Source organism: Streptomyces sp. NPDC005955 (assembly GCF_042871255.1).
Lineage (GTDB): Bacteria > Actinomycetota > Actinomycetes > Streptomycetales > Streptomycetaceae > Streptomyces.
The window spans coordinates 505096-524800 of the sequence record NZ_JBIAIF010000001.1; the positions used below are offsets into that span (position 1 = coordinate 505096).

At 72.4% G+C, this 19705-nt stretch carries 18 protein-coding genes; 6 read left to right on the forward strand and 12 right to left on the reverse strand.

What is annotated here, in order from left to right; translation table 11 throughout:
- The first annotated feature begins 43 nt into the window (after positions 1–43).
- Complete coding sequence (locus tag ACFYOU_RS02150; protein ID WP_391302817.1) at positions 44–397, forward strand: STAS domain-containing protein; 354 nt, start codon at positions 44–46, stop codon at positions 395–397.
- Here ACFYOU_RS02150 and ACFYOU_RS02155 read toward each other — a convergent pair.
- Entirely contained in the window at positions 308–1288 is a 981-nt protein-coding gene (locus tag ACFYOU_RS02155) for an RNA polymerase subunit sigma-70 (RefSeq protein WP_391302819.1), read from the reverse strand. The genes ACFYOU_RS02150 and ACFYOU_RS02155 overlap by 90 nt on opposite strands.
- Before the next feature lie 202 nt (positions 1289–1490).
- Positions 1491–2930: an MFS transporter gene (locus ACFYOU_RS02160; protein WP_391302821.1), complete on the reverse strand. Its 1440-nt coding sequence runs from the start codon at positions 2928–2930 to the stop codon at positions 1491–1493.
- A gap of 62 nt (positions 2931–2992) precedes the next feature.
- On the opposite strand from ACFYOU_RS02160, the gene ACFYOU_RS02165 reads away from it, so the two are divergent.
- Both ACFYOU_RS02165 and ACFYOU_RS02170 read left to right on the forward strand, forming a co-directional pair.
- Complete coding sequence (locus tag ACFYOU_RS02165; protein WP_389761812.1) at positions 2993–3949, forward strand: LysR family transcriptional regulator; 957 nt, start codon at positions 2993–2995, stop codon at positions 3947–3949.
- Between the two features lie 358 nt (positions 3950–4307).
- Positions 4308–4898, forward strand: a complete 591-nt coding sequence (locus ACFYOU_RS02170) for a lytic polysaccharide monooxygenase (protein WP_389761814.1) — start codon at positions 4308–4310, stop codon at positions 4896–4898.
- Between the two features lie 434 nt (positions 4899–5332).
- Here the strand turns inward: ACFYOU_RS02170 and ACFYOU_RS02175 are convergent, their stop codons facing one another.
- Complete coding sequence (locus ACFYOU_RS02175) at positions 5333–6319, reverse strand: cupin domain-containing protein (protein WP_391302824.1); 987 nt, start codon at positions 6317–6319, stop codon at positions 5333–5335.
- A gap of 139 nt (positions 6320–6458) precedes the next feature.
- Between ACFYOU_RS02175 and ACFYOU_RS02180 the strand changes: the two genes are divergently transcribed.
- On the forward strand, positions 6459–7328 hold the full coding sequence (locus tag ACFYOU_RS02180; RefSeq protein WP_391302825.1) for an NAD(P)H-binding protein: 870 nt from the start codon (positions 6459–6461) through the stop codon (positions 7326–7328).
- 75 nt (positions 7329–7403) lie between these two features.
- The gene (locus ACFYOU_RS02185) at positions 7404–8051 is read left to right on the forward strand and encodes a methyltransferase domain-containing protein (RefSeq protein WP_391302828.1); all 648 of its coding nucleotides are present in this window, start codon (positions 7404–7406) and stop codon (positions 8049–8051) included.
- Positions 8052–8092: 41 nt separating this feature from the next.
- Here ACFYOU_RS02185 and ACFYOU_RS02190 read toward each other — a convergent pair whose 3' ends face one another.
- Positions 8093–9370, reverse strand: a complete 1278-nt coding sequence (locus ACFYOU_RS02190) for a thymidine phosphorylase (protein ID WP_389761821.1) — start codon at positions 9368–9370, stop codon at positions 8093–8095.
- 153 nt (positions 9371–9523) lie between these two features.
- The gene (locus ACFYOU_RS02195) at positions 9524–10810 is read right to left on the reverse strand and encodes an MFS transporter (RefSeq protein ID WP_391302830.1); all 1287 of its coding nucleotides are present in this window, start codon (positions 10808–10810) and stop codon (positions 9524–9526) included.
- Positions 10811–10912: 102 nt separating this feature from the next.
- Between ACFYOU_RS02195 and ACFYOU_RS02200 the strand changes: the two genes are divergently transcribed.
- Positions 10913–11368, forward strand: coding sequence for a winged helix-turn-helix transcriptional regulator (locus ACFYOU_RS02200; protein WP_389762182.1), 456 nt, complete (start codon positions 10913–10915; stop codon positions 11366–11368).
- A gap of 64 nt (positions 11369–11432) precedes the next feature.
- On the opposite strand, the gene ACFYOU_RS02205 is transcribed toward ACFYOU_RS02200, so the two are convergent.
- The 7 genes from ACFYOU_RS02205 to ACFYOU_RS02235 all read right to left on the reverse strand — a co-directional run bounded on the left by ACFYOU_RS02205 (position 11433) and on the right by ACFYOU_RS02235 (position 19581).
- Positions 11433–11825: a Rid family hydrolase gene (locus tag ACFYOU_RS02205; protein WP_391302833.1), complete on the reverse strand. Its 393-nt coding sequence runs from the start codon at positions 11823–11825 to the stop codon at positions 11433–11435.
- Between the two features lie 91 nt (positions 11826–11916).
- The gene (locus tag ACFYOU_RS02210) at positions 11917–12339 is read right to left on the reverse strand and encodes a cytidine deaminase (RefSeq protein ID WP_391302834.1); all 423 of its coding nucleotides are present in this window, start codon (positions 12337–12339) and stop codon (positions 11917–11919) included.
- Complete coding sequence (locus tag ACFYOU_RS02215; RefSeq protein ID WP_387011227.1) at positions 12336–13625, reverse strand: ABC transporter permease; 1290 nt, start codon at positions 13623–13625, stop codon at positions 12336–12338. Before ACFYOU_RS02215 ends, ACFYOU_RS02210 begins: the two co-directional genes overlap by 4 nt.
- Positions 13622–14752: an ABC transporter permease gene (locus ACFYOU_RS02220; RefSeq protein WP_391302837.1), complete on the reverse strand. Its 1131-nt coding sequence runs from the start codon at positions 14750–14752 to the stop codon at positions 13622–13624. Before ACFYOU_RS02220 ends, ACFYOU_RS02215 begins: the two co-directional genes overlap by 4 nt.
- Entirely contained in the window at positions 14749–16374 is a 1626-nt protein-coding gene (locus ACFYOU_RS02225; protein WP_391303764.1) for an ATP-binding cassette domain-containing protein, read from the reverse strand. The genes ACFYOU_RS02220 and ACFYOU_RS02225 overlap by 4 nt, the downstream gene beginning before the upstream one ends.
- A gap of 235 nt (positions 16375–16609) precedes the next feature.
- Positions 16610–17671 (reverse strand): BMP family protein, encoded by a 1062-nt coding sequence (locus tag ACFYOU_RS02230; RefSeq protein ID WP_389761830.1) that lies wholly within the window; start codon positions 17669–17671, stop codon positions 16610–16612.
- A 662-nt stretch (positions 17672–18333) separates the two neighbouring features.
- On the reverse strand, positions 18334–19581 hold the full coding sequence (locus tag ACFYOU_RS02235; RefSeq protein WP_391302839.1) for an amidohydrolase: 1248 nt from the start codon (positions 19579–19581) through the stop codon (positions 18334–18336).
- Positions 19582–19705 lie beyond the last annotated feature (124 nt).

Sequence of the window (19705 nt, forward strand, 5' to 3'; positions counted from 1 at the left end):
GCGGTGGGCGATGAGTTCCGTCGGGGGGCGGGGTCTACCGTGCGTGGACGTCAATTCACCTGCTGTTCTGGTCCTCCCCGCCGAGGTGGTGCGGGGAGAAGTCATCCTGCTGTGCGAGGACGTGCGGCAGCGGCTGGCGGCGACCGGGTCGGGCCGGGTCGTCTGTGACGCGGGGGCGCTCGTCGCCCCCGGTCTCGCGGCCGTCGACCTGCTGGCCCGCCTCCAGCTGACCGCCCGCCGCGCCGGGGGGCGGATCGTCGTACGCGATCCGCCCCCCGCGCTGCGGGAACTGATCCGGCTGGTCGGGCTACCGCTCCAGGTGGAGCGGGAGGTCGAACAGCGGGAACCACCGGGCCGTGTCGAGGAAGTTGGTGATCTCCACGATCCGACCGTCTGAGATCTCCACCACCTGGAGCGCCCACGGCTCGTAGCGGCCCGGGGTCTGCGTGGCGTGGTACTGGGCGAACGCCGGGGTGCCGTTGGCGACGGTCGGGACGAGGATCGAGCCCCGGCAGACCGCGCCGTGGCCCAGCATCCAACCGGTGATCTCGTCGTGGCCCTGGAGCCAGAGGTCGTACGGGGGCATGGACAGCACCGCGTCGTCGTGGAGGAGGGCGGTGAGCAGCTTCATGTCGTAGCCCTCGAACGCCTCGACGTACCGCTTGAGGAGCTTCTGCTGTTCCTCGTCGGCGGGCTCGGCCGCGTCGGACTCCCGGACGTTCGCCGCGGCCAGCGTCGAGCGGGCCCGCTGGAGCGCACTGTTGACGGAGGCCACCGAGGTGCCCAGGAGGTCGGCGACCTCCTGGGCGCGCCAGGCCAGTACCTCGCGCAGGATCAGCACCACCCGCTGCTTGGGCGGGAGGTGCTGGAGCGCGGCCATGAACGCCAGGCGCACCGACTCCCGGGCCACCACGGCCTGTTCGGGGTCGGCGGTGTCGGGCAGGACCCGGCCGTCGGGGGCGGGCTCCAACCAGGTGGGCTCGGCGCGCTCCTTGAGGACCGCCGTCGCGTGGTGCTGCGGCTCGGTGAGGTCCATCGGGCGGGCCCGGCGGTTGCCCGCGTTCAGCATGTCCAGGCAGACGTTGGTCGCGATGCGGTACAGCCAGGAGCGCAGCGAGGAGCGGCCCTCGAACTTGTCGAAGCTGCGCCAGGCGCGGACCATCGTGTCCTGGACGGCGTCCTCCGCTTCGAAGGACGAGCCGAGCATGCGGTAGCAGTAGCCCGTCAGCTCCACCCGGTGCTTCTCCAACCGGACGTCGAGGTCGATAGCCGCCGTACTGTCAGTCATGGTCCAGCCCACCCCTGTGGTGTCGGCGTCGCCCCTGTGCGGCGCCAGCACGGGAAACGTACAGGAGGCCACTGACAATCGGGCTGGCCTGCGTCTTCTGCCTGCACGGCCCTCGCGGTCGGCGTAACGTGGTACGCCTGTCTGCTCGTTGCCCCTGCCCGTGCCGAGGCCGTCGCCCCGCGACGCCGCCCCCGGCCGGCATTCACCGCGCCGCGCGGGCCACCCCTCGGTACCGTCCCGCCACCGGGCCGGTGGACGGTCGGACGGCGGGGGCAGCGGTCCGGGCGGCCACCCGGGCGGCGCGGGTGCCCACCAGCGTGATCACGACCACTCCGACCACGGCGAACAGTCCGAGGGCCACAGCGGCCGGCCACCCGCCGGCGTGGAACGCCAGCGCTCCGACGGTGCTGCCCGCGCTGGATCCCAGGTAGTACGCCGACTGGTACAGCGCCGACGCCTGGGCCCGTCCGTGGGTGGCGGTGCGGCTGACCGCCGCGGAGGCGACGGCGTGCCCCGCGAAGAACCCGGCGGTGATCAGCACCAGTCCGGCGAGCACCCAGACGAGCGAATCGGCGAGCGACAGCAACAGCCCGATCGAGGTGGTCGTGCCCGCCAGGTAGAGGGCGCCGCGCCGACCGAGCCGGGCGACGAGTTGACCGGCGGCGGCCGAGGACACCGTACCCACCAGGTAGACGAGGAAGATCGAACCCACCACGCCCTGGGGCAGCGAGAACGGGGCCTCGGTGAGGCGGTAGCCGATCACCGTGTACACCGCGCCGAACACCGTCATGAACAGGGCGCCGATCGCGTACAGCCGGCGCAGCAGCGGGTTCGCCAGGTGCTCGCGGACCGTGCGGCCGAGGTGGCGCGGGCTGAGCGGCGCGGCCGTGAAGTGGCGGGGTGCGGGGATCAGGGCGCGGAACGCCAGCGCGGTCAGTACGGCGAACACGCCGAGCACGCCGAGCGCGACCCGCCAGCCCCACTCCTGGGCGACCCAGCCGGTGACGACCCGGCCGCTCATGCCGCCGATGCTGTTGCCCGCGACGAACAGTCCGATCGCGGCGACCAGGGCCTTGGGCCGCACCTCCTCGGCGAGGAACGCCATGGCGGAGGCGGGCACGCCGGCCAGTGCGGCGCCCTGCACGGCCCGCAGGGCGATCAGCGCGCCGAGCGAGGGCGCGAACGGGATCAGCAGGGACACCCCGACCGCGACGGCCAGCGACACGGTCATCAGGGTGCGGCGGCCGAACCGTTCGGACAGGGCGCTCAGCGGGAGGACGAACAGGGCGAGGGCGCCGGTGGCGGCGGACACCGTCCAGCTGGCGTCGGCCGCGCCGACGGCGAACTCGGTGGAGATCAGCGGGAGCAGGGCCTGGGTCGAGTACAGCAGGGCGAAGGTCGCGAGGCCCGCGAGGAACAGGGCGAGGCTCATCCGGCGGTAGCCGGGGCCGCCGGGGGCCAGGCGCCGGTCCGCGGGGGCGGGCGGCGCGGCGTCCCCGGCCCCGGCGCGGGTGGCCGGGGCGACGGTCGAGGTGGCGGGGGTGATCGGGGACGGGGCGGCGGGCGGGGCGGCGGTCACGACGGTGGTGGCCGGGGCGCGCCCGGTGGACCGTGTGACCGCCCCGGTACTTGCGGCAGGCATGTCCTGAACGTACGACCGGGATTCTCATGCGTCCAATGCATGGAACGTCCATAATCGTTCCCATGGTGCATAAGGAGAGCTCAGGGGCGCGGCTGTCACCTGCTGGTGACGTAGAAGACATCGTCACACTGCTGGCGCCGCGGTTGGCGTACTTCGCCGGGGTGGCCCGTACCGAGCACGTGACGCGGGCCGCGCAGGAGATGCAGGTGCCGCAGTCGACGCTGTCGCGGGCGATGGTCCGGCTGGAGCAGGACCTCGGGGTCGACCTGTTCGCGCGGCGGGGCCGCACCCTCGCGCTCACCCCCGCGGGCCGCACCTTCCTCACCTCCGTCGAGCGCGCGCTCGACGGCATCGGGCGGGCCGCCGAGGAGGTGCGCGCCGACACCGATCCGGCGAGCGGGAAGGTGGCCTTCGGCTTCCTGCACACCCTGGGCACGGAGACGGTCCCCGGGCTGATCCGCGCCTTCCGTGCCGATCACCCCCGGATCCGCTTCAGCCTGGTGCAGAACTACGGCGAGGCCATGCTGGAGCGGCTGCGCGCGGGGGAGCTGGACCTGTGCCTGACCTCACCGGTGCCGGACGCGCCCGATCTGGCGGCCCGGCGGTTGGACGAGCAGCGGCTGCGGCTCGTGGTGCCCGACGACCACCGCTTGGCGGGGCGGCGGCGCATCCGTCTCGCGGAGGCCGCCGACGAGACGTTCGTGACGCTGGAGGAGGGGTACGGGCTGCGCCGCATCACCGACGACCTGTGCGCGGCGGCGGGCTTCCGGCCGCGGGTGGCCTTCGAGGGGGAGGAGGCCGAGACCCTGCGGGGGCTGGTGCAGGCGGGGCTCGGGGTGGCGCTGTTGCCGCCGCCCACGGTGGCCCGGCCCGGGGTGGTGGAGCTGACGGTGACGGCGCCGCGCGCGGTGCGCGAGATCGGGGTGGCCTGGCTGGCGGGCGGCGGTCCCGACACCCCTCCGGTGGCGGCGTTCAAGCGGTTCCTGCTGGCGCAGCGGGGACATCTGCTGCCGGGCTGAGCCGGCCGCGAGATGGGGGCGGGAAGGGGGCGGGAGGCGCGGCGGGTGCGGAGTTGAGCCATCGGGGAGCGGTGGGGTCCGGGGGGCCGGTGCGGACCCGCCGGACGGCGGGCGTTCGGGTGCCGCGCGCCCCTGACGTTGCGGGGTTCCGGTGCGGGCGGCCCGTCGCCGGGGCCAGGCGGTTGCACGCTCAACGAGGCGTGGGGCGGAATTGAACGCCTTCGCCCGCGTTCCCATGTGACCGAAAGCAGCATTGGAGACGGCCAACTGGCCTAAATACCCTGGGTCTTGGTCTAGACCACGCTGATGACTCCGCCTCCCCCACGACATCGAGGCACCCCCACCTCAGGAGTGAACCATGCGCAAGAAGCTCAGCACTTCCGTGCTCGGCGCGGGCCTGGCCGTCGCCGCGCTCTTCGCCACCACCGGCAGCGCCCAGGGCCACGGCTACGTGGACTCGCCCGCCAGCCGCTCCACCCTGTGCGGGAACGGGAGCGTCCAGAACTGCGGCCAGATCGAATGGGAGGCGTGGAGCGTCGAGGGCTACAAGGGCTTCCCCGGGCGCGGCCCCGCCGACGGCAAGATCTGTGCGGGCGGCGTCGGGCGGTTCTCCGAGCTGGACGACCCGCGCGGCGGCAAGTGGCCCGCGACCAAGGTCAACAGCGGCCAGAACTACACCTTCACCTGGCGCATGGTCGCCCGGCACGCCACGACTGACTTCCGCTACTACATCACCAAGGACGGGTACGACCCGTCGAAGCCGCTGACCAGGGCGGACCTCGAAGCGCAGCCGTTCCTGACGGTGCCCTTCGGGGGTCGTATGCCGGACTGGACCGTCAGCCACTCCGGGGTCCTGCCGCAGAAGTCCGGCAAGCACCTGATCCTCGGTGTGTGGACCGTGGACAACACGGACAACGCGTTCTACTCCTGCTCGGACGTTCAGTTCTAGGCACTGTGCTGCACGATTCGCCCTCCTCAGGCACTGGCGCCCGTCCCTCGTTTCGGGGGGCGGGCGTTGGGCTGTGCGGGTGCGGTCACCTGGCGGTGCGCTGTCCCGTGCGGGTGCGCGGTCGTTTTCGCGCAGTTCCCCGCGCCCCTATCGGGGGCATCCTGGCTCGGGTCCGCTGTGCCGTGCGGGTGCGCGGTCGATTTTGCGTAGTTCCCCGCGCCCCTATCGGGGGCATACTGGCTCGGGTTCGCTGTGCCGTGCGGGTGCGTGGTCGTTCTTGCGCAGTTCCCCGCGCCCCTGTCGGGGCCCGTGTGGGTTGCGGCCGGTGGCAGGCGGAGTGCACCTGCACCAGGGTGCCCCGACAGGGGCGCGGGGAACTGCGCGAGCAACCACAGCGCACCCGCAGGTCACCGGGGCCAAGCGCAGCGCACCGGTCAGGATGTGCGGGACATCGCCCGGTGCTCGGTGGGGCGCACGCCCTTGGTCCGTTTGAAGGCCACGCTCAGCGCATACGCATTGGCGTAGCCGACCCGCCGGGAGACCGCCTCGACCGTGTCGTCCGTGCGGGACAGCAGGTCCGCCGCGAGACAGATCCGCCACTCCGTGAGGTACGCCATCGGCGGGCTCCCCATCAGCTCGGTGAACCGCCGGGCGAGCCCCGCCCGGGAGACCCCCACCGTCGCGGCGAGCGCAGCGACCGTCCAGGGACGGGCCGGGTCGTCGTGCAACAGCTTCAGGGCCCGGCTGACGACCGGGTCCCCGTACGCCCGGTACCAGGACGGGGCCGACGCCTCGGGCAGTTCGAACCAGGCCCGCAGGCTCGACACCAGCAGCAGTTCCAGCAGCCGGTCCAGGACCACCTGCTGCCCGGGGGTGTTGCGGTGGATCTCCTCGGCGATCATCTCCAGGGTCGCGGACCCGCCCGGCGGCGACGGCACCCGGACGAACCGCGGCAGGGCGTCCAACACCCGCTGCGACACACTGCTCTCCACCCGGTACGTGCCCTTGAGCGCCACCGGCTGCGGCCCCTCGCCGTCGCACCCGTCGCCCCGGCCGTCCCGCGCGCCGGTCGCGTGCCGGCACCCCGGGCAGTCGTCGATGAGCAGGGCGCCGCCCGGCGTCGTACAGCGAGCGGTGCCCTGGACGACGACGAGCGGGGCCGTGCCGGGATCGTCGCTGATGACGTACGGCTCGGGGCCCACCACGATCACCACGTCACCGGGGCGCAGCAGAACGGGCGCCGGGGTCACCCCGTTGACCGCGTCGCTGCTGAGCCACGCCTCACCGCTGAACATGGTGAGCAGGACGAGCTGGTTGTGCTCCTCGAAGCGGAGGGACCACGGCGGGCGCAACACGGCCTGGTCGAACAGTGCCCCCTGCGGGCGGACGTCCCGCAACAGGACGGACAGCGCGTCATCCATCCTGTGAGTCTAGGCAGGCCGCCGGCCGGACGGCTCCCGGCTCGGGCACCCGCCGCCGGGGCGCCCTCTGGACGGATGGACATCCACCTGAGCGCGACAGCCATCGCGCCCCCCGCCACCTGCGGTTTGACTGGTGGGCATGACGACCGAACAGAACTCCGCGCCCGTGCTCGTCCTCGGCGGAACCGGCAAGACCGGCCGCCGGGTCACCGCCGAGCTGACCCGCCGCGGCTTCACCGCCCGCCCCGCCTCCCGCAAGGCCACCACCCGCTTCGACTGGTCCGACCCCGGCACCTGGGGGCCCGCACTCGAAGGGGTGCGCGCCGTCTACCTCGTGGACTCCCAGGGCCCGGACGCCGCCACCGAGGTCCGTGCCTTCGCCCGGCTCGCCGCCGAACGGGGCGTGCAGCGGCTGGTGTTGCTGTCCGCCCGGGTCTGGGGCGAGGTCGACGACCCCGCCTTTCGCGCCACCGAGGACGCGGTGACCGGGTCGGGCCTCGACTGGACGATCCTGCGTCCCGGGTGGTTCGTCCAGAACTTCACGGAGGAGTGGTTCCTGTCCTCCGTGTTCACCACGGGCGAGCTGCGCATCCCCACCGGTGAGGGTCGGGAGGCGTTCATCGACCTGGAGGACCTGGCCGAGGTCGCCGCCGTCGCACTGACCGAGGACGGACACGTCGGCGAGACGTACGTCCTGTCCGGGCCGCGGGCGCTGACCCTCGGGGAGACCCTCGCCGAGATCGGAGCCGCCGTCGGACGCCCCCTGCGCCACGTGCCGGTCAGCGACGAGGAGTACCTGGCGGACCAGCGGGCCGCCGGGACGCCCGAGGAGGTGGCCCAGTTGCTGGTGCAGTTGTTCCGGCACATCCGGGAGGGCCGCAGCGAGGCGCTCGGCGACGGGGTGCAGCGGGTGCTCGGGCGGGAGCCCCGGGCCCTCGCCGCGTACGTGGCGGCCACGGACTTCGGTGCGGTGCTCGCTCAGGGGTCCGCTCAGGAGTCCGCCGGCTGAGTCTCGGTGGGTCTCGGGGCGGCGCCGGGCGAAAACCCCTCGCGGGGTCGCCGCGCCCCGACTACGGTGCGTGGCATGCCGGTTGAGGGTGTTGCCGAGGGTGTTCCGGACGACCCCAAGGACGTCGTCCGGCGCGGCTACGACGCGCTGTCGCTCCGGTACGAGACGGCGTTCGACGCGGACACCAAGTACCGGGAGTGGCTCACCGACCTGTGCGCGCGTCTGGAGCCGGGCGGTCGGGTGCTCGACCTGGGCTGTGGGAGCGGGGTGCCCGTCGCCCGGGACCTGGCGGCGGCGGGGCACCGGGTCACCGGCGTCGACATCAGCGGCGTCCAGGTGCGCCGGGCCCGACTCCTCGTACCGGACGCTGAGTTCTTCGAGGCCGACGCCACCGCCGTCGACTTCGCCCCGGAGTCCTTCGACGCGGTGCTCGCCCTGTACTCGCTGGTCCACGTCCCGCTGGACGAACAGCTCCCCCTGCTGCGACGCCTCACCGGATGGCTGCGGCCGGGCGGGCGGTTCCTCGCCACGGTGGGCCACCGCGCCTGGACGGGCACCGACGGGGACTGGCTCGGCAGCGGGGTCACCATGTGGTGGAGCCACCCCGACGCGGACACCAGCCGGGGGTGGCTCGCCGAGGCCGGACTCCACGTCGAACGGGAGCAGTTCGTCCCCGAGGGGGACGGCGGCCACGTGCTGTTCGTGGGGCGCCGCCCCGGCTGACGCACGGTCGACCGGGGCGGGTTCCGCCGGGCGCGGGACGGCTAGGAGATGCGCTCCAGGACGATCGGGCCCGGCACGAAGTCCGTCGGAGCGACGGTGACGTCGTAGGCGCCCGTCAAGGACTCCAGCGCGTAGTCGAAGCGCTCGGGGGTGTCGGTGTGCAGGGTCAGCAGCGGCTGGCCCTCGGTGACCGTGTCACCGGGCTTGGCGTGGAGCTCGACGCCCGCCCCGGCCTGCACCGGGTCCTCCTTGCGGGCGCGCCCCGCACCGAGCCGCCAGGCGGCCACGCCCACGTCGTACGCATCGAGCCGGGTGAGCACGCCGGACGCGGGCGCCGTGATGACGTGCTGCTCGCGGGCGACCGGCAGCGGCGCGTCGGGGTCGCCGCCCTGGGCGGCGATCATGCGGCGCCACGCGTCCATCGCGGAACCGTCGGCGAGCGCCTTCGCCGGGTCGACGTCGCGCAGCCCCGCCGCGTCCAGCATCTCGCGGGCGAGCGCGAGGGTGAGCTCGACGACGTCGGCCGGGCCGCCGCCGGCGAGGACCTCGACCGACTCGCGGACCTCCAGTGCGTTGCCCGCGGTCAGGCCGAGCGGGGTGGACATGTCGGTGAGCAGGGCGACCGTGCGCACGCCGCTGTCGGTGCCCAGACCGACCATGGTGGACGCCAGCTCGCGGGCGTCGTCCAGGTTCTTCATGAACGCGCCGGTGCCGACCTTGACGTCCAGGACGAGCGAACCGGTGCCCTCGGCGATCTTCTTCGACATGATCGAGGACGCGATCAGCGGAATGGCCTCGACGGTGCCGGTGACGTCCCGCAGGGCGTACAGCTTCTTGTCGGCCGGGGCCAGTCCGTCGCCCGCCGCGCAGATCACGGCGCCGACCCCGTCGAGCACGGACAGCATCTGCTCGTTGGAGAGCAGCGCACGCCAGCCGGGGATGGACTCCAGCTTGTCCAGGGTGCCGCCGGTGTGGCCGAGGCCACGGCCCGAGAGCTGCGGCACGGCGGCCCCGCAGGCGGCGACCAGCGGGGCGAGCGGCAGGGTGATCTTGTCGCCGACGCCGCCGGTGGAGTGCTTGTCGGCGGTGGGCCGGGACAGCGACGAGAAGTCCATGCGCTCGCCGGAGGCGATCATCGCGGCGGTCCAGCGGGCGATCTCGCGGCGGTTCATGCCGTTCAGCAGGATCGCCATGGCCAGGGCGGACATCTGCTCGTCGGCGACCGCGCCGCGGGTGTACGCGTCGATGACCCAGTCGATCTGCTCATCGCTGAGTTCGCTGCGGTCCCGCTTGGCGCGGATGACGGAGATGACGTCCATGGCATGTCCTTCCAACGACTGAGAACACCCGTGCCGCCGGCCCGGGGCACGGGTATGCGACTCTACGCGCATAGAGAGAGGTTGGGTACGTCTGGGGACATCCCGGGCGGGCCCCGGTGCACCGTGCGGGTGGGTCGCACGCCCCGCACGGGTTCAGCGGTCGCGGTCGGTGAGCCGGTCGCGGTCGGTGAGCGCCCACACCAGGAACGCGAGGGTGCTGGTTCCGGCGCCCAGTGCGCACACGGCACCCCAGCCGAACGCCGCGTAGAGGGAGGTGGCGGCGAGGGCGCCCGTGGCGCTGCCGATCGAGTAGAAGACCATGTAGCCGCCGATCAGCCGGCCGCCCGCCTCCGGGTGGAGCGCGTAGATGAGGGTCTGGTTGGTGACGTGGACCGCCTGCACGGCGAAGTCCAGGACGATCACCCCGACGACCAGGGCCCACAGCGAGCCGTCGACGTGGGCCAGTGGCAGCCAGGAGACGGCGAGCAGGGCCAGGCCGCCACCGGTGGTCCATCGGGAGAGTCCGCGGTCGTTCAGCCGCCCCGCCGCGTTGGCCGCGAGCGCGCCCACGGCACCGATCAGCCCGAACGCTCCGATCGCGGTGTGGGACAGGGCGTGCGGGGCCTCGCTGAGCGGTAGCGCGACACTGCTCCACAGGGTGCTGAAGGCGGCGAAGACCAGCAGGACGAGCAGGGCTCGGAGCCTGAGGAGCGGTTCCCGTGCGAAGAGGGTGACCGTGGAGCGCAGGAGCTGACCGTAACGCAGGGTGCCCGGCGCGGCGTCGCCGCGGGGTTGCGGTAGCGACCGGTGCAGGACGAGGGCGAGCAGGGCGGTGAGGGCCGCCGAGGCGAGGTAGACGGACCGCCAGCCCGCGACGTCGGCGAGGAGGCCGGAGACCGTGCGGGCGAGCAGGATGCCGATGACCACGCCGCCGGTCACCTGACCGACGATCCGCCCGCGCCGGTCGGGCGGTGCCAGCGATGCGGCGTGGACGACCAGGGTCTGCGTCACCACCGCGAGCAGGCCCACGGCGGCCATGCCCGCGAGCAGCACGGACGCGGCGGGGGCGACGGCGACCACGACCAAGGCCGCGACCAGCAGGAGCAGTTGGGCGACGATGAGGCGGCGCCGGTCGACCACGTCCCCCAACGGCACCAGCAGGAGGAGTCCCAGCCCGTAGCCGATCTGGGTGAGCGTCACGATGCCGCCGACGAGCGCCGGGCTCATCCCGAGGTCGTGGCCGATCGTCACCAGGAGCGGTTGCGCGAAGTAGACGTTGGCCACTGCGGCTCCGCCGGCGACGGCGAGGAGCGGGACCACCCCGCGGGGTGGCGGCGCGGACGGGGAGGCACGTTCGGGCGAGGGCGCGGGTCCGCTGCCTTCGGCGGCGCGCCGCGGCACCTCCGTCGCCCTGCTGCCGACCTCGCGGTTCCCCGTCATGGCACCCCTCCACCCCTCCGGCAAGCTGGTTTCATCTTGCCACCAGATGGACGGTAGCCCGCTTGGTAGCATGTTGCAACCAGCATGGGAGCGGGGAACGACATGGTGCGCAGGAAGCGTCTCGACGACAGTGACTGTCCGGTCGCGCGGTCGGTCGACGCGATCGGGGACTGGTGGTCGCTGTTGATCGTGCGGGACGCGTTCGACGGGAGTCGCCGGTTCGGGGAGTTCCAGCGCAGCCTCGGCGTCGCGAAGAACATCCTCACCGCGCGGCTGCGCGCCCTGGTCGACGGCGGCGTCCTCGCCTCCGTCCCCGCGTCCGACGGCAGCGCCTACCGCGAGTACGTCCTGACGCCGAAGGGCGAAGCGCTGTTCCCCGTGATCGTGGCGCTACGCCAGTGGGGCGAACAGAGCCTCTTCGAACCCGGGGAGCCGCACTCGGAGTTGGTCGACCGTCGGCACGGACGTCCGCTGCGCGCGCTGGAGGTCCGGGCTGCGGACGGACGCGGGTTGGGCCCCGGTGACACGGAGGTCCACAAGCTGCCCGCGGAGAGCTGAGCGGTGGGGAGCCGTACGGGTCGGCGGGCCCGCGCGGGGCACCCTGCGGGAGGGGCCCGCCGAGCTAACCGAGGACCGCGTCGACCTCGACCTCGACGAGCCAGTCCGGGTCGATGAAGCGCGAGACCTCCACGAACGTGGTGGCCGGACGCACCGCGGCGAAGCGCTCCCCGTGGGCCCGTGCCGCCTCCCGCCAGCGGGTCACGTCCGTGAGCATGATGCGGGTCCGGACGACGTCCGCGAACGAGGCCCCCGCGTCCCCCAGTGCCGCTTCGGCGATGTCCAGACACCTGACGGTCTGGGCGTAGACGTCGCCCGCCCCCACGGTGGTCCCGTCGTCCCCGAGGGGGGCCGTGCCGGCGACCGCGACGTGCGCACCGACCCGGACCGCCCGCGAGAAGCCGATCTCCGGTTCGAGGGGCGACCCGGAACCCACGGTCTTCCTCCTGTGATCCATTGCCCCAGACTCCCATGTGCGCCCGTGCCGACGGCCCCCGCCCCCCGCGGTCAGCAGGGGACGGGGGCCGTCGGCACGGCGGGCGGGTCGGTTACGCGAGGTGCTCCGGACCGAAGGCCTGGGGGAGCATCTCGGACAGGGGGAGCAGACCCGCCGGGGTCTCCAGGAGCAGCCCGGGGCCGCCGAACTCGTACAGGAGCTGGCGACAGCGCCCGCACGGGACGAGGACCTCGCCCCGGCCGTCCACGCAGGTGAAGTGGGTCAGCCGGCCGCCGCCCGAGTTGAGCAGTTCGGACACCAGCCCGCACTCGGCGCACAGCCCGATCCCGTACGAGGCGTTCTCGACGTTGCAGCCGGTGACGGTGCGGCCGTCGTCCACGCGGGCGGCGGCGCCCACCGGGTAGTGCGAGTAGGGGGCGTACGCCCGGGACATGGCGTCCCGGGCCGCCTCGCGCAGGGCGTCCCAGTCGACCGGGGCGGCCCGGTCGTGCTGCGCCGGTGCGGGGGGCGTCACTTCCCTTGGCCCTTGCGGTACCTCATGCCGTCAGCCTTGGGCATCCGCAGGCGTTGTGCCGCGAGGGAGAGGACCAACAGGGTCACCACGTACGGGGTGGCGCCGACGAACTCGCCGGGGACCTCGTCCGTGAGGAGGAACCAGACCAGCACCACCGCGGCGACGACCAGGCTGATCACGCCCTGCACCACGGCCTTGCGGTACAGCTTCCAGCCGGCGAGCAGCACCAGCAGGACGACCAGGAGCAGCAGCATCGCGTGGACGACCTCGCCGCCGTTGCGCAGCTGGAGCGCGTCGGAGAAGCCGAACAGGCCGGCGCCCATGGCGAGCCCGCCGGGCCGCCAGTTGCCGAAGATCATCGCGGCGAGGCCGATGTACCCGCGTCCGCCGGTCTGGCCCTCCAAGTAGATGTGCGAGGTGACCAGGGCGAGGAAGGCGCCGCCGAGGCCGGCCAGGCCGCCGGAGATGGCGACGGCGAGGTACTTGTGCTGGTAGACGTTGACGCCGAGGGACTCGGCGGCGATCGGGTTCTCGCCGCAGGAGCGCAGCCGCAGCCCGAAGGGGGTGCGCCACAGGATCCACCAGCTCGCGAAGAAGAGCAGGACGGCGAGGAGGGTGACCACCGAGACGTTGGTGACCAGGCCGCCGAGGATGCCGGCGACGTCGGAGATCAGGAACCAGTGCAGGTCCTGGACGCTCTGGAGGCCGTCGGACAGTCCGGGGATCGTGATCTCGGGCAGCGACTCGGCGGGCGGGGACTGCTTGGGGTTGCCGCCCGCGGTGGCCGCGTCGCCACCGGCGAAGAACAGCTTGGCGAGGTACTGGGTGGCGCCCAGCGCCAGCAGGTTGATCGCCACACCGGAGACGATGTGGTCGACGCCGAAGGTGACGGTGGCGACGGCGTGGATGAGGCCGCCGATCACGCCGAAGCCGACGCCGCAGGCGAGTCCGAGCCAGGGGCTGGTCTGCCAGCCGATCCAGCCGGCGCCGAAGGTGCCGAGGATCATCATGCCTTCGAGGCCGATGTTGACGACGCCCGCCCGCTCGGACCACAGACCGGCGAGGCCGGCCAGGCCGATCGGGACGGCGAGCCTGAGGGCCGCGCTGATCTGGCCCTCGGAGGTGAGCTGGTCGGCGCCGGTGACGACGCGGACGGCGGAGACCAGGACGAGCGCGCCCGCGATGACGAGCAGGATGCGCGAGAGCGTCCAGCGGCTGCGCTTGGTCGCGCCCCGGTCCGCCTTGGGCGCCGCCGGCGGCGGCGTGTCGGTCATCGTGGCGGTCATCGGGCCACCTCCTGCTTCTCGGTACGGGCGGCGGCCTGGGCGGCGAGTTCGGCACCGACGCGCTGCTGCTGGCGCTGGAGGCCGTAGCGACGGACCACTTCGTAGGCGATGACGACGCACAGGACGATGACGCCCTGGATCACGCCGAGGATCTCCTTGTCGTAGCCCTGGAGTTCCAGATGGCTGGTGGTGCGCTCCAGGAAGCCCCACAGCAGGGCGCCCAGGGCGATGCCGACGGGGTGGTTGCGGCCGAGCAGCGCGATGGCGATGCCGGTGAAGCCGATGCCCAGCGGGAAGTCGTTGGCGAACTGGTGGCTGTCGTTGAGCAGGGTCGGCATGCCGATGAGTCCGGCGACCGCGCCCGACAGCAGCATGCTGGTGGCGACCATCTTCTTGACGCTGACGCCGCTGGCGGCCGCGGCCGAGTCGGACTGGCCGACGGTGCGCAGGTCGAAGCCGAAGCGGGTGCGCCCGAGGACGAACCAGTACAGGACGCCGACGAGGATGGCGACGAGGACGAAGCCCCACACCTCACCGGCAGGGCCGGCGTCGAAGGCGAAGAACCAGGAGCTCTCCGGCAGCGGCGTGGTGGACACCAGGGTGCCCGCCTTGTCGAGCTGGCCGAGCTGCTCGGGCTGGATGAGGTAGCCGATCACGGCGGTGGCGATGGCGTTCAGCATGATGGTCGAGATGACCTCGCTGACGCCCCGGGTCACCTTGAGGATGCCCGCGATGGAGGCCCACAGGGCGCCCACCGCCATCGCGCAGAGGATCATCAGCGGGATGGCCAGCCAGCCGGGCGCGGTGAGCGCCCCGCCGAGCAGGGCGGCGACGAACGCGGCGAGCCGGTACTGGCCGTCGACGCCGATGTTGAAGAGGTTCATCCGGAAGCCGATGGCGACGGCGATGCCGGCGAGGTAGTACGTGGTCGCCTTGTTCAGGATGTAGACCTGGCTGTCGCTGGCGGAGCCGTAGGTCATCATGTCGCTGAACGCGGCGAACGGGTCCTTGCCGGTGGCCAGGAGCACCAGTGCGGTGATGATCAGCGCGGCGACCAGCGCGAGGGCCGGTGCCGCCACCGCGAGGAGCAGCCGCTCCTTGTCGAGGCGGGAGGTCAGTTTCTTCATCGGGCGTCGTCCTCCGACTCCGTGCCGTCCGCCCCGGGGCCCGCGGGGCCGGCGCCGGGGGCGTCCTCGGTGTGTTCCAGGTGGCCGGTGGCCGCGCCGGTCATGGCGGAGCCCAGTTCCTCGGGCGTGATGGAGTGCGGGTCGGCGTCGGCGACCAGTTTGCCGCGGAACATCACCCGCAGGCTGTCGGAGAGGCCGATCAGCTCGTCCAGGTCGGCGGAGATCAGCAGCACGGCGAGGCCCTCGCGGCGGGCCTCGCGGATCTGGTCCCAGATCTGGGCCTGCGCGCCGACGTCCACGCCCCGGGTGGGGTGGGCGGCGATCAGCAGCTTCGGGTGGTGGCTCATCTCGCGGCCGACGATCAGCTTCTGCTGGTTGCCGCCGGACAGGGAGGCCGCGGTGACGTCGATGCCGGGGGTGCGGACGTCGTACTCGGTGACGATGCGCTCGGTGTCGGCGCGGGCGGCCTTGATGTCGAGGAGTCCGCCGCGGGAGTTGGGGCGCTCGGTGACGTGGCCGAGCATCCGGTTCTCCCAGAGCGGGGCTTCGAGGAGCAGGCCGTGGCGGTGGCGGTCCTCGGGGATGTAGCCGATGCCCTGTTCGCGGCGGTGCCGGGTGGGGGCGTGGGTGATGTTCGCGTCCCCGAGGGTGATGGTCCCGCTGTCCGGGTTGCGCATCCCCATGATCGCCTCGACCAGTTCCGACTGGCCGTTGCCCTCCACGCCGGCGATGCCGAGGACCTCGCCCTGGTGGATGGTGAGGGTGATGTCGTCGAGGATGATCCGCTCGATGCCGTCGAGGTCGGTCTGGGTGAGCCGGACGGAGTCCACGACGAGGGTCGGGACGTCCGTGACGGTGGACCCGGAGGTCTCGGGCGAGGGCAGTTCGCTGCCGACCATCAGCTCGGCGAGCTGCTTGGAGGTGGTGGTGCGGGGGTCGGCGGTGCCGACGGTGGTGCCGCGCCGGATGACGGTGATGTCGTCGGCGACCGACAGCACCTCGCCGAGCTTGTGCGAGATGAAGATGACGGTCAGGCCCTCGGACTTCAGCTCCCGCAGGTTGTCGAACAGGGCGTCGACCTCCTGCGGGACGAGCACCGCGGTGGGCTCGTCGAGGATGAGGGTGCGCGCGCCCCGGTAGAGGACCTTGAGGATCTCCACCCGCTGGCGGTCGGCGACGCCGAGCTCTTCCACGAGGACGTCGGGGCGGACGCCGAGGCTGTACGCGTCGGACAGTTCCTTGATCCGCTTGCGGGCCTTCCCGCCGATGCCGTGCAGCTTCTCGGCGCCGAGGACGACGTTCTCCAGCACGGTCAGGTTGTCGGCGAGCATGAAGTGCTGGTGCACCATGCCGATGCCGCGCGCGATCGCGTCGGAGGGGCTGGAGAACGACACCTGCTCGCCGTCGACCGTGATGGTGCCCTCGTCCGGCTTCTGCATGCCGTAGAGGATCTTCATCAGGGTGGACTTGCCGGCACCGTTCTCGCCGCACAGGGCGTGGACGGTGCCCTTGCGGACGGTGATGTCGATGTCGCGGTTGGCGACGACGCCGGGGAACCGCTTGGTGATGCCGCGCAGTTCGACGGCAGCGGCCGGCGGCGGTGACGAGCTGGACGCGTTGATGGCGCACTCCTCGGGGAAAAGGGGCAGGCGAGGCGTGGGAGGGCGGGCGTCGACGACGCGGGTTCCCGGTGCCGCCGGGGGGTGGCGACGTGTGCAACTGTCGCCGGGACGTCGGGGGACGTCACGCGCCAACCCCACGCTACACGCGTAGAGTTGACACATCGTTATGGCTCGGCAGGGAGGCGCGACCCGCCCCTCCCCACCGAGCCCAGGTCCGGTGGACCGGACCGCGTGACTACGGGGTCGTCTTGACCTTGACCGCGCCGTCGACGATCTTCTGCTTGGCCTCGTCCAGCTTGGACTGGATGTCCTTGAGGAAGCCGCCGCTCTCGGAGAGCGAGACGCCGCCGTCCTTCAGCGGGTAGGAGTTGACGCCGGACAGCGGCTTGCCGTCCTTGACCGACTTGACCAGGTCGTAGACGCCGAGGTCGACGTTCTTGACGACCGAGGTCAGCACCGAGTTCTTGTACTTGGCCAGACCCGGGACGTTGTACTGGTCCGAGTCGACGCCGATGCCCCAGGCGCCCTTGACGCCCGCGACGGCCTCGATGGCGCCGGTGCCGGAGGAGCCGGCCGCCGTGTAGACCACGTCGGCGCCGTTGTCCAGCATGCCCTGGGCGGCTTCCTTGCCCTTGTCGGGGCTGGCGAAACCGGAGGTGTCCGAGCCGCGGCTCAGGTACTGGGTGTCGACCTTGATCTTGGAGTTGGTCTCCTTGACGCCCTGGACGAAGCCCGCCTCGAACTTCTTGATCAGCGGGATGTCCGCGCCGCCGATGAAGCCGACGTGGTCCTTCTTCGTCTTCAGCGCGGCGGCGACGCCGGCCAGGTAGGAGCCCTGCTCCTCGGTGAACGTGATGCTGGCGACGTTCTTGGCCTCGACGACCGAGTCCACGATGCCGAAGGTGGTGTCCGGGTACTTCGCGGCGATCTTCGTCATCGACGCGGAGTAGGCGTAGCCGACACCGATGATCGGGTTGTAACCCGCATCGGCGAGGGAGGACAGGCGCTGCTCGCGGTCCGCCTCGGTGTCGGTGACCTTGGCGGTCAGCTCCTTGAGCTCACCGCCGAGCTCCTTCTTCGCCTTGTCCGCACCACGGGCGGCCGAGTCGTTGAACGAATAGTCACCACGGCCGCCGACGTCGTAGGCGAGACCGATCTTGACGCCCTTGCCCCCGCTGGACGACGAGTCCGAACCGGACTCCTTCTTCTCGGACGACGTGCTGCCACAGGCCGTGGCGGTGAGTGAGAGCGCGGCGGTCGCGGCGACCACGGCGGAGAGTTTGGCTACCCGACGCAAGGGGGGCTCCTTCAACCTGACCGAAGCGCCACTTGCGGCGCTGGTTTTGCCGCGATCGTAACGCGCGTAGATGTCAGATAAAGGGCTCTTGCGGAGCTGTTATCGGATCGACGCACAGCCCGTGCGGGGGCCAGGCGGGTGGTGGGGTTCGGGGGGCTGTGGGGGGCGTGGTGGTTGCCCTTTGCCCCTTCGGGGCGGGGGCCTGTGGGGGCGATCACCTGGCGGTGCGCTGTTCTGTGCGGTGCGCTGTCGTTTCGCGCAGTTCCCCGCGCCCCTGATCCGGTGCGGCCTGGTGTGGGTGCGTTGTCCTGCGCGGTGCGCTGTGCTGTCGCGCAGTTCCCCGCGCCCCCCATCGGGTGCGATCAGCTGCCGGTGTGCGGTTCCGTGCGGGTGCGCGGTGGCTCTGCGCAGTTCCCCGCGCCCCTGATCGGGTGCGTCCTGCCATCCCGCCGGAGCGCCCGACAAGGGGCGCGGGGAACTGCGCGAAACCGAAGCGCACCGCACAGGACAACGCACCCACGCCGGGACGCACCGGATCAGGGGCGCGGGGAACTGCGCAGAACGACAGCGCACCCGCACAGGACAGCGCACCGCCGGCTGATCGCACCCGACAGGGGCGCGGGGAACTGCGCAGAGCCACAGCGCACCCGCACGGAACCGCGTCAGCGACTCGCCGCGTCCAGCAGCGCAGCCGCGGTGAACAGCTCGACACCGACGGTGATCGCCGCCTCGTCGACGTCGAAGTCCCCCTGGTGAAGGTCCCGCACCGCCCGCTCCCCGGGCACCCGCACCCCCAACCGAGCCATCGCCCCGGGCACGTGCTCCAGGTACCAGGAGAAGTCCTCGCCCCCGAGGCTCTGCACGGTGTCCTCGACGGACCCGGCCCCCCGCCGCGCCGTCATCGCGGACCGCAGCAGCTCGGTGACGTCGGGGTGGTTGACGACCGGGGGGACGCCCCGGACGTAGGTGATCTCGGTCTTCGCCCGGTACATGCTCGCGACCTCGTCGATCGCCGCGTGGACCAGGTCCGGTGCGCGCCGCCACGCGTCGAGGTCGAGGCAGCGGACCGTGCCGGACAGTTCCGCGTGCTGCGGGATGACGTTGCAGGTGTGGCCGGACTCGATGCGGCCCCAGGTGACGGAGAGGCCGGAGCGGGCGTCGACCCGGCGGGCGACCAGGGCGGGCACGTCGATGGCGACCCGGGCCGCGGCGGCCACCAGGTCGGTGGTGAGGTGGGGCCGCGCGGTGTGGCCGCCGGGACCGTCGAGGGAGACCTCCAGGCGGTCGCAGGCGGAGGTGATGGGCCCGTGGCGCAGCCCGATGCGGCCGGCGTCGACCCGGGGGTCGCAGTGGACGCCGATGATCCGCCCGACCCCGTCGAGGGCGCCGGAGGCGATCGCGTCGGGCGCCCCGCCGGGCAGCACCTCCTCGGCGGGCTGGAAGATCAGCCGGACGGGGTGCGGGAGCGTTCCCTCGCGGTGCAGTTCGGCGAGGACCAGGCCGGCGCCGAGGACGACGGTGGTGTGCGCGTCGTGGCCGCAGGCGTGCGCCCGGTCGGGCACCGTGGAGCGGTAGGCGCAGCCGGTCTTGGTGTCCGGGATGGGCAGGGCGTCGATGTCCGCGCGCAGTGCCAGCACGGGACGGGCCCCGTCCCCGGTGCCGATGTCACAGATGAGGCCGGTGCCGGTGGCCAGGACCCGGGGCGTGAGGCCCGCCCGTTCCAGTCGGGTCTTGATGGCGGCCGTGGTGCGGAACTCCTGGTTGCCCAGCTCCGGGTGCATGTGCATGTCGCGGCGGAACGCGATCAGCTCGGCACGGAGCGCTTCGGGCAGGGTGCCGGGGAGCGTCCCGGCCAGGGGGGTCCCGCCGGGGCGGTCGGCTTCGGGCGTGGAGTCTGTGTCAGCGGACATCAGTTGGTTCACCCTTTGAAGGGTAAAGCGCCGGGAGGGTCAACTGGGCCGTGATCTAGGAAAGTTCAGCCGGATTGGCGTAACGGTTCGTGGTGCGGCGCGAATGAACGCCCCGGGGAGCGGG

Bases quoted from the DNA above. Each gene is read 5' to 3' on its own strand.
- ACFYOU_RS02160 (WP_391302821.1), bottom strand. From the start codon at position 2,930: ATGCCTGCCGCAAGTACCGGGGCGGTCACACGGTCCACCGGGCGCGCC.
- ACFYOU_RS02180 (WP_391302825.1), top strand. From the start codon at position 6,459: ATGACGACCGAACAGAACTCCGCGCCCGTGCTCGTCCTCGGCGGAACC.
- ACFYOU_RS02155 (WP_391302819.1), bottom strand. From the start codon at position 1,288: ATGACTGACAGTACGGCGGCTATCGACCTCGACGTCCGGTTGGAGAAG.
- ACFYOU_RS02165 (WP_389761812.1), top strand. From the start codon at position 2,993: ATGGTGCATAAGGAGAGCTCAGGGGCGCGGCTGTCACCTGCTGGTGAC.
- ACFYOU_RS02205 (WP_391302833.1), bottom strand. From the start codon at position 11,825: ATGGATCACAGGAGGAAGACCGTGGGTTCCGGGTCGCCCCTCGAACCG.
- ACFYOU_RS02190 (WP_389761821.1), bottom strand. From the start codon at position 9,370: ATGGACGTCATCTCCGTCATCCGCGCCAAGCGGGACCGCAGCGAACTC.
- ACFYOU_RS02170 (WP_389761814.1), top strand. From the start codon at position 4,308: ATGCGCAAGAAGCTCAGCACTTCCGTGCTCGGCGCGGGCCTGGCCGTC.
- ACFYOU_RS02185 (WP_391302828.1), top strand. From the start codon at position 7,404: ATGCCGGTTGAGGGTGTTGCCGAGGGTGTTCCGGACGACCCCAAGGAC.
- ACFYOU_RS02200 (WP_389762182.1), top strand. From the start codon at position 10,913: ATGGTGCGCAGGAAGCGTCTCGACGACAGTGACTGTCCGGTCGCGCGG.
- ACFYOU_RS02220 (WP_391302837.1), bottom strand. From the start codon at position 14,752: ATGAAGAAACTGACCTCCCGCCTCGACAAGGAGCGGCTGCTCCTCGCG.
- ACFYOU_RS02235 (WP_391302839.1), bottom strand. From the start codon at position 19,581: ATGTCCGCTGACACAGACTCCACGCCCGAAGCCGACCGCCCCGGCGGG.
- ACFYOU_RS02175 (WP_391302824.1), bottom strand. From the start codon at position 6,319: ATGGATGACGCGCTGTCCGTCCTGTTGCGGGACGTCCGCCCGCAGGGG.
- ACFYOU_RS02215 (WP_387011227.1), bottom strand. From the start codon at position 13,625: ATGACCGCCACGATGACCGACACGCCGCCGCCGGCGGCGCCCAAGGCG.
- ACFYOU_RS02195 (WP_391302830.1), bottom strand. From the start codon at position 10,810: ATGACGGGGAACCGCGAGGTCGGCAGCAGGGCGACGGAGGTGCCGCGG.